Source organism: Methylobacterium sp. WL103 (genome assembly GCF_008039885.1).
Classification (GTDB): domain Bacteria; phylum Pseudomonadota; class Alphaproteobacteria; order Rhizobiales; family Beijerinckiaceae; genus Methylobacterium; species Methylobacterium cerastii.
In genome coordinates this window covers 1-8,704 of record NZ_VRUX01000146.1, presented here as the reverse complement: position 1 = coordinate 8,704, position 8,704 = coordinate 1, and the positions used below count along the sequence as shown (strand labels likewise).

Sequence of the window (8,704 nt, the reverse complement as noted above, 5' to 3'; positions counted from 1 at the left end):
GCCCGGCCTTCGAGGGCAAGCCGGGCGCCGTGCGCGGCCTGATCGCCGGCGTCGGCGGCTATGGCCTATCTCCGATCCCGAAGTTCAACGACCGCGGGCGCGAGATCGGCTTCTACGGTGCCGGCGACGTGCAGCAGGAGAACCGCTTCGGTCCGCCGCCGGCCGATGCCGAGAGCCGCGAGGGCTACAACCCGCGCAACGCCCCCTTCGGCGCCAACGCGGCCACCGGCGAGGAGCACCTCTCCTCCGTGCGCGAACCGTATCTCAAGCGCCTCGCGGGCGAGACCGGGCTCGCCTACGCCCATCTCGACGGGCCGGCCAGCCTCGCCGCCCCGCTCATGGCGGTCGCGACCCCGCGCCCGTTGCCGGGCCGGCTCGATCCGAAACCGCTCCTCGGGGCCGGCGCCCTCGCTTTGCTGCTCGCGGCCTTCGCAGGTCCCACCCTCCGCCGAGCCCTCGTCCGGCCCGCCCGGCTTCGTCCCCACTGGAACACGACATCATGATGCGTCACGCCCTCGCCCCCGCCCTGCTTGCACTCGTTGCGACGCAGGCGCTCGCCCACGGCCCGACGCCGCAGAAGGTCAACCAGTCGATCACCATCGCGGCCAAGCCCGAGGCGGTTTGGAAGGTGGCCGGCGATTTCGGGAAGATCGCCGGTTGGAACCCGGCTCTGAAGGCGAGCGAGGGCGTCGCCGGCGGCAAGCCCGGCGAGGCCGAGGGCAAGCGGACGCTGACCTTTCCCAACGGCGCCAGGTTGGTCGAGTCGCTGGACGAATGGAACGGCAGCGCCTTCAAGTATTCCTACCGGATGTCCGATCCCGAGGTGAAAGCGCTCCCGGTCTCGTCCTACTCGGCGACGCTGAGCGTCGCGCCCGAGGGTGAAGGCGCGAAGGTGACGTGGAGCGGCCGGTTCTACCGCGGCGACACCGGCAACGAGCCGCCCGACGACCTCTCGGACGCGGCCGGCCGCACGGCGATGGATGCCTTCTTCGCCGCCGGCCTGAAAGGCCTGAAAGCGAAGGTCGAGCCGGGCGCCGGGCATTGAGGCATCCCACGCACGCGGCCTTCGCCGCCCTTTCCGTGGCGCTCGCGCTCTCGGCCTGCGGCGATGGGGTGGACGGGTCCGGCGCGGAGCCGGCCGTGGTCGCGCGGACCAACGCGGTCGACGTGCCGATCTGGCTCTCGCAGACCGAGGCGATGGATCCGGCCCGCTGGATCGCAAGCCGCGAGGCCGGGACGCTGCTGCCCGAGGCCGACCCGCGCAGCGCCCGGCTGCGCGCGAGCCTCGCCCGTGCGAGAAGCGCCTTTATCGAGGATCCGCGCATGATCGCGAATCGCACCGTGCAGCTCGGCCAGATGCTCGCCGCGGCGGAAATGCCCCAGGACTATGCCGATCTGGTCGATGGTTTTTCCGGCATCGCCGGCGCGAGCCATCGCCGGCAGCTCTACGGCGAGATGTGCCAGCACTATTTCAACACCCGGCAGCAAGGCCTGGATGCGCCGACCGCGTTGGCGCGGCTGACGGAAAGCTACGGCGCACAGGGTGGCGCGGCGCGGGCGGAACCGGCCGGGTCGCCGCAATGACGAACGAGGTTCTCGTCGTCGACGACCATCCCGTGGTGCTTCGGGGTTTCCGCACGCTGATGGAGTCGGCCTGCATCGGCACGGTGCACGAGGCGTCCGACGTGGTCAGCGCCTATCGGTTCTTCCACCGTCACAGGCCGGCGACCGTGGTCTGCGACCTCACCTTTCGCGAGAGCGGGCTCGCCGGCCTGTCGCTGATCCGGCGGATCCGTGCGCTGGAACATCACGCGCGCATCCTTGCGTTCAGCATGCATGCCGATCCGGTGATCGTCGCCCGCGCCCTGGAGAGTGGGGCGCTCGGATACGTGCGCAAGGACGTGCCGAGCGCCACCTTCCTCGACGCCTTCGCGGCGGTCCACGCGGGCTATGGCTATCTCGAACACGACCTCGCCACGGCGGTGGCGATGCTGACGACGGCCGCGCGACGCTCGCCCTTGGCCGATCTCAACGCCCGTGAATTACAGATCCTGTCGCTCCTGAGCCGGGGCCGTTCGTATCAGGATGTCGCCGACACGCTGTCGGTTAGCTACCGTACGGTGATCGGCGCCTGCTCCAACCTCCGGCGCAAGCTCGGCGTCCGATCGCTCGCGGAACTTCTCCGGGTCGCGATCGCGCAGGGCGTGACGGACCTCCGCTGATAAGGGTACTGCAGTTCGCCTACTACCGGAAGCGATACCGCGCCGGGACTTGGCTAGCCGCCGCCCGAAACAATGGGGAACGACTGCAGATCTTCTCGACGTTCCTGCAAGTGCTGCTCCGACCGCATCCCAAATTTCTCAACGAAATCGGTGAAGTTCTGCTTTTGGGGATGATTCTGTTTGTTGGTTATGACGAGGTTGTTCGGGATCCGCCCGTCCGCTCTTCGACCGAGGTGGGTGGTTTGCCACCGGTCTGCCCAACAGAAGCAATGCCTAGAAATCGGACGTTCGGCGGGATGGCGACGGGGGGGCGCACCTACTACTGATGCTCGGACGAATATAACGCAAATTCGAAAGTAAAGATTTACTTTTATGTCAGATTACGATCTTTTGATTGGTGCGCTATTGATTTGCATAATGCAGTCTTGCCCTATATCCAAAATATTAGCATGTCTAGCTTAATTTTTCCGCAGGAAATAAATCCTTTATCGTAGATCGCATATAGAAATTTCCAAGGTAAATACCAATGGATTCTGGACATCCATATCGACTTACCGTAAATCAGATTTTACATGGAGATAAGCCGTCGATGCTCAGGTTTATGATTGCCTTATTAACTTTTTTTGTCTTTGCGACTGACCTTGCTTGGGCACGCTTGAAGATGGACGATCTCGCCTCGCTGTGGCCGCGGGCCACGATGACCGACAAGATCGACTTCACCAACCGCATGGGAAAGGCGATGACGACGCTCTCGCCAGAGCTGACCCGCGAGTATTTTATGCGGTGCCTTGAGGAGACGGCCAATACAGGCGACACTCGAAGCTTAACCTTGAGCGATATGGTTCGCACCTGCTTGTCGCTGCATGCGCAACCATCCAGCGATTAACCATAGCAGTCGCCGTTGGGCATTATTCCCGTTGGCGCGGATCATAACCGGCCTATTCGCGGGTGCTGCAACGCTTGTAGTCCTGGGAGGCGTCATGTTCATGCAGCTGAGCGCGCCCCGGATCGCGGCAGCGCCCCCGCCGGAGGCGGTTGGGGCTCCGCGGGTTGCGGGACCAACACTCTTCTGCGCCTTCACCAACTTTGCTGACCGCACGCCTCTGGTGGGCTTCCACTATAGGATCATAGGTGAGCGTAGCCCACCCAGTTACGCGCTGGTCTTCCAGCGGGAGCAGGACGGTTCACAGGCCGAGTTCGGTGACCAAGGCGTGCCGTCGCCGGAAAGGGCGTTCGACGGCACGGAAGAGCCGGCCGTGATTCGGGCCCCGGAGGACGGGATGCGGATCAAGCTCTATGGTTACAAAGCCAATCGGCGGGGCACTCACTGGTTCGAGGCGGGCCTCCGCAGCGTCCGCTATAAGAACCTGGGCGGCCGTTGCCGGCTCAGCGCGTGAGCGCGATCGCGCCGTCTGCGATGCGGCTTGCGCGCGTTTCAACCCGGCTTTTGGCCGTGCTAGCGCTTGCCGCCGGGGTTGCTCAAGCGCAAGGCGCCGTGGCAGACGGCGAGGCGCCCGACCTTGAAACCAGCCGCGCCGCCACCGCGGCGATCGGGCGGCGGCTCGGCAGCGCCGACGCACGGGTGAGCAGCCTGCGGACGGGCCGCGGCGGTATAATGTGCGGAAGCGTCGATGTCCGCAACCGTATGGGCACCTTTACCGGTCCGCGCCCCTTCGTCTTCGAGCCTGGGACGGGCGTAGTAGGGCGACTTCCAGAAGGGCCTGAACTGCGCAATCCGGCGAGCATAGCGGAGTATCGTTCGATGGAGCGTACTAGGGCCCTATTCGCTGCGCATTGCATCGATTAGTAATTCGACAGAAGGACATATCTATGCGGTATTGCGCTCTCTGCTTGGCGGCGCTGCTCGCTGCAGCTGGTCCGTCTGCATATGGTCAGGAGTCGGCCGACATCCCGGCCAAGAAGCGCAACGCGGCCAAGCTCGCAGGCCTCGTCGGCTTCGTAAATATCAACTGCAGCATGCTGAAAACGGACGTGGAGCGCTTTAAGGGGGCGGTCCAGTCGATGGGGGTCGATCCCGCCGAGATCGACCGGGACGCTCTGATGCTGCAAGCGCGCGGTTACCTCGCGGCCTATGCGAAGGACGTGCCGGCGAGTTGCACGAAGGCCCAGGAGCTGTTTGGTCAAAGGGGTCGGATCATCCCAGGAATCTTCGTCCCGCGCTGATCCTCACCCGGCACCGGGCTGCTTCATCACGATTTGGATGAGGTCGGCGCGACTGCCCGCGCCGAGCTTGACCCGCATCGCGGAAAACGTGCCGACGACTCTGCGATACCTCAGCGTCGGGATCCGCCCGATCTCGGTGTAGCCTGGTCAGGCCCGGTGCTTGTCAACATCACGAGGTGGCCGGCATAACAAGGTTGATCCGCATACGGATCTCCTTGAGTGGCGGCCGCCCCGTGAGGCGACCCTACTTCAGCAACATCGCGAGGGAAGCGCCGGCGGGCGAGGAGAGCTCCTTGGCGTCGATGGTGCCCTCGGCATCCGGGTCTGCGGCTTTGAAGCGCGCGGCCACCACGGCGAGGTATTCCTTCTTGTCCAGGGTGCCGTCGCTATCTGGGTCGGCGGCCTTCATCTCGGCGGCCGTCATCAAGCCGGTAAGCTCCTTGGCGTCGAGGGTGCCGTCCTTGTCGGGGTCGAGCATGTCGAACTTCATGGACGCGGCGGCCTGGGCCTCCTTGAGGTCGATGGTGCCGTCCTTGTCGGGATCGAACGCCGCAACGGTGGCGGGTGCGGCGAACGCCGGGGCGACGACACCGATGGCGAGGACGGTGGCAAACAGGGCGGAAGGTAGGCGATAGGTCATCGAGAGATATCCTTAGGTCAGATTGTGTCACAGTCTGCGAGTTCAAGACGTCGTCGCGCCTGAGCCTTCGAAACGGAGAGTCGTGCCGAGTCGAGTCACGCTTACGCAGGCTATTGCCTAATCTACCCGGGAAAATCTGGCAAGCCAGTCTGTCGGTTTTTTATGGAGCACGGTATGCCAGTGAGGCAGTGGATGTGTGCCGGCGCGGCTGCGGGGCCTGCTGCTAACGCGAAACGAGGTTCGCACGAGAAGTGATCGAAAGGTGGAGGCGTCACTACTACCGCGTGAACCGCATGCGCCCACATGCATCGCTGGCATACCGGCCGCCGGCACTTACGTGTTCGTGCTAGCCTTCTTCGGTAGGCCGGGCGGCCAATCGTGCAGTAATTTTACCATTGTACCAACGCGTGGGGCCTGATCAATCCGCGGAGGCGGTTCCGCTCCCCTCAGGCGGGGTCGCCTTCCTCGATCTAGATCAGGCTCGCCCACAAGGGGGGCGATATGTTGACTGAGTCAATCAGCGGAATGGTACGGCGCCGGTGGCAGTCTGCCCGGCCCTTCAAGGGTCACACAAGAGAAAGCCTGCTTCAAAAGATCGAAAGCAAAGCTGTCCGAGAAGAAGTAAAGGAAGAAGTGCGGCGGGAACTTCAAATTCGATATAGTCAGCGAGCTATTAATTGAGAGCGGATAATAAGTAATGATAAATTCTATCCGACAGCGATCTTGGACCACATTCATTCTCGAAGAGATAAACGACAATGCAACTCTAAATTATAATTTATTTAAGATTATATATTTTGACCAATAACAAGTATGGCTGGCGCCCTTAACCGCGATGCATACGAGGCCATCATTCTCATCCTCGATGGTGACCTCCTCACCCGTTGCCCACATGCGGCACTCTCCGGCGCGCAGATACTTCCCGAGCCGCGTTCGCAACACACTCTTATCGCCACCGTGCTGTAACGCCGTCAGATCCTGAGCATAATGCAACGCTTTACAGCCAAAGGCTTCCTGATTGATTTGTGCTGCAGAGGCCGGACCATTTATTGTCCAAAGTGTAGCGCACAGGCAGAACGCTGATTTTATCATGAGAACCCGAGCCATAAGCGCAGAATGCCGGCGCGGAAATCCGCGCCGGCACTCATTTCAAGCCGCTTCGTGCGACCGATTAGTTCGGCAGGGCGAAGACGGTCAGCTGGCCACCGAGGTTGGTGTAGCTCGACAGGGCGGCGTAACCACCCACCGCGCCGAGGCCGGCGTTCGGGTCGGTCAAGCCGGCCGCGAGGCCGATGCCGGCCCAGCCACCGACACCCGACAGGATGCCGACGTACTGCTTGCCCTTGTGCTGGTAGGTCATCACGTTGCCGATGATGCCCGACGGGGTCTTGAACTTGTACAGTTCCTTACCCGACTTGGCGTCGACGGCCTTCAGGTAGCCTTCCAGCGTGCCGTAGAAGACCACGTCGCCGGCGGTAGCGAGAGCGCCCGACCAGACCGAGAACTGCTCGGCGTTCGACCACTTGATCTTACCCTCGATGTTGTCCCAGGCGATGAAGTTACCCATGCCGCCATGGCTGTTCGGGGCGGGGTACATCGATAGGGTCGCACCGACGTAGGGCTGCCCCGGGGTGTAGGTCACCCGGAACGGCTCGTAGTCCATGCAGACGTGGTTGGTGGGCACGTAGAATAGGTTGGTCTTCGGCGAGAACGCAGCAGGCTGCTGGTCCTTGGTGCCGAGGGCCGCCGGGCAGATACCCTTGGAGTTAGTATCTTCACCGTTCTGCTCGGTGGAGTACTTCGACACGACCAGGGGCCGGCCGTAGGTCTTGGACCCCTTGTCCATATCGACCTTGGAGGCCCAGTTGACGACCGGGTCGAACTTCTCGGCGACGAGGAGTTCGCCGGTGGCGCGGTTCAGGGTGTAGCCGAAGCCGTTGCGGTCGAAGTGGGTCAGCAGCGGGGTCTCCTTGCCGCCGACCTTCTGATCCGTGAGGATCATCTCGTTGATGCCGTCGAAGTCCCACTCGTCATGCGGGGTCATCTGGTACACCCACTTGGCCATACCCGTGTCGGGGTTACGCGCCCAGATGGTCATCGACCAGCGGTTGTCGCCCGGACGCTGCTTCGGGTTCCAGGTCGAGGGGTTGCCCGAGCCGTAGTACATCAGGTCGAGCTTGGGGTCGTAGGAGTACCAGCCCCAGGTGCTGCCACCGCCGGTCTTCCACTGGTCGCCTTCCCAGGTCTTCAGCGAAGAATCCTTGCCGACCGGCTTTCCGAGGTAGGTGGTCTTCTCGGGGTCGACCAGGATCTGGTCGTCCGGGCCAACCGAGTAGCCGCGCCAGACCTTCTTGCCGGTCTTGGCGTCGTAAGCCGTGACGTGGGCCTGCACACCGAACTCACCGCCGGAGACGCCGACGATGATCTTGTCCTTCACCGGCAAAACCGTGGCGGTGTTGGTCTCGCCCTTCTTCGGGTCGCCGTTGACGACCGACCAGTTCACCTTGCCGGTCTTGGCGTCGAGCGACACGACCGTGGTATCGGCCTGGTGCAGGATGATGGCGTTGTCGGAGTAGGCCAGGCCACGGTTGACCGTGTCACAGCACATCACCGGGATCACCGACGGGTCCTGCTTGGGCTCGTACTTCCACACGATCTTGGCCTCGTGGTCGAGGTCGAGCGCGTAGACGATGTTCGGGAACGGCGTGTGCACGTACATCATGTTGCCGACGACGAGCGGCGAGCCCTCGTGGCCGCGCAGCACGCCCGTCGAGAAGGTCCAGGCGACCTGGAGGTTCTTGACGTTGGACGCGTTGATCTGGTCGAGCTTGGAATAGCGCGTGTTGGCGTAGTCGACCGTCTGGAGAACCTGCTCGGCGGGGTTCGCCAGGTGCTTCATCAGATCGTCGTTCGCCGATGCCGGCATGGCAAACGTCGCGACACTCGCGCCGAGTGCGAGAAGATGTACCGCTTTCATGGGTTCCTCCGAACCTGGATCAAGACACCGCGCAGGGTCACGCCGTCCTAAATCACGTCTCTGGTTTAGGTCTGGTCGTTGCCAGTGATCGGCTGCGCGGACCGCAAACCACCAACCCTGCTACGCACCTACATTGATGCAGGCCACAACAGCAGTTATCATCAGTAGACATAATTTAAATCAAGCACAATAAGTTTTTCATAAGTGCAACAAGAAAACATATCACCATAAAAATAGCTTAATATCAATAGATAAGCGCTCTCAGGCCCGGTTAATTCGGCTCAAGAATAATATACGCAATTGCACGTATCGAACAAATATTTTCGCTATGAACTTAAATTATTCGATTCTGATTGACTCTTTCATCTTAATACCTATCTTTCATCTCGCGACAGGGGTCGTTTAGCTCTTGGGTCGACCGCTCGCGAGCTTCTTGACCACTCCAACTCCAACGGCGAGGCCGAAAGGCTCTCGCCGTTTTTTCTTTGTTCTAAGGTGTTCTGCTCCATAGATTGCCTCGGCAAACTTCGGAGATCCCGCAAGTTCTTCAGAGTGTAATATTTCTGCGTGCCCGTCAACAGTCGGGATAATTCGGCAATCTTTCTTTCCTATATGAGAAATGTTGTTAGGGTTGATATTGAAATTGACTAATAACAGATATAATTATTTATATATATTATA

General features: G+C 61.4%; 9 protein-coding genes and 2 pseudogenes. 9 read left to right on the top strand and 2 right to left on the bottom strand.

From position 1 onward, the window contains the following. The 8 genes and pseudogenes from FV222_RS11335 to FV222_RS11300 all read left to right on the top strand — a co-directional run. Positions 1–503 (top strand): annotated as a pseudogene (locus FV222_RS11335) (VWA domain-containing protein); the annotation flags it as partial. Next, the gene (locus FV222_RS11330; RefSeq protein WP_147814313.1) at positions 503–1,045 is read left to right on the top strand and encodes an SRPBCC family protein; all 543 of its coding nucleotides are present in this window, start codon (positions 503–505) and stop codon (positions 1,043–1,045) included. The pseudogene FV222_RS11335 and the gene FV222_RS11330, both read left to right, overlap by 1 nt. 35 nt (positions 1,046–1,080) lie before the next feature. Continuing rightward, on the top strand, positions 1,081–1,584 hold the full coding sequence (locus FV222_RS11325) for a hypothetical protein (RefSeq protein ID WP_238273128.1): 504 nt from the start codon (positions 1,081–1,083) through the stop codon (positions 1,582–1,584). Beyond that, positions 1,581–2,222 carry a response regulator transcription factor gene (locus tag FV222_RS11320; protein ID WP_147763048.1) on the top strand — a complete coding sequence of 214 codons (642 nt, stop codon included), beginning with the start codon at positions 1,581–1,583 and terminating at the stop codon, positions 2,220–2,222. Before FV222_RS11325 ends, FV222_RS11320 begins: the two co-directional genes overlap by 4 nt. Positions 2,223–2,811: 589 nt before the next feature. Further along, positions 2,812–3,108 carry a hypothetical protein gene (locus FV222_RS11315; protein WP_238273129.1) on the top strand — a complete coding sequence of 99 codons (297 nt, stop codon included), beginning with the start codon at positions 2,812–2,814 and terminating at the stop codon, positions 3,106–3,108. Positions 3,109–3,202: 94 nt separating this feature from the next. Then, positions 3,203–3,619 carry a hypothetical protein gene (locus FV222_RS11310; RefSeq protein WP_147763047.1) on the top strand — a complete coding sequence of 139 codons (417 nt, stop codon included), beginning with the start codon at positions 3,203–3,205 and terminating at the stop codon, positions 3,617–3,619. Next, the gene (locus FV222_RS30690; RefSeq protein WP_246685421.1) at positions 3,616–4,029 is read left to right on the top strand and encodes a hypothetical protein; all 414 of its coding nucleotides are present in this window, start codon (positions 3,616–3,618) and stop codon (positions 4,027–4,029) included. Before FV222_RS11310 ends, FV222_RS30690 begins: the two co-directional genes overlap by 4 nt. A gap of 44 nt (positions 4,030–4,073) precedes the next feature. After that, positions 4,074–4,406 (top strand): hypothetical protein, encoded by a 333-nt coding sequence (locus FV222_RS11300; RefSeq protein WP_246685420.1) that lies wholly within the window; start codon positions 4,074–4,076, stop codon positions 4,404–4,406. A 244-nt stretch (positions 4,407–4,650) separates the two neighbouring features. On the opposite strand, the gene FV222_RS11295 is transcribed toward FV222_RS11300, so the two are convergent. Beyond that, positions 4,651–5,046 (bottom strand): EF-hand domain-containing protein, encoded by a 396-nt coding sequence (locus tag FV222_RS11295; RefSeq protein ID WP_147763045.1) that lies wholly within the window; start codon positions 5,044–5,046, stop codon positions 4,651–4,653. Positions 5,047–5,288: 242 nt separating this feature from the next. Here FV222_RS11295 and FV222_RS11290 point away from each other — a divergent pair. Further along, positions 5,289–5,378, top strand: a pseudogene (locus FV222_RS11290) (integrase core domain-containing protein); the annotation flags it as partial. An 839-nt stretch (positions 5,379–6,217) separates the two neighbouring features. Here the strand turns inward: FV222_RS11290 and xoxF1 are convergent. Continuing rightward, on the bottom strand, positions 6,218–8,023 hold the full coding sequence (xoxF1, locus tag FV222_RS11285; protein WP_147814309.1) for a lanthanide-dependent methanol dehydrogenase XoxF1: 1,806 nt from the start codon (positions 8,021–8,023) through the stop codon (positions 6,218–6,220). Positions 8,024–8,704: the final 681 nt, after the last annotated feature.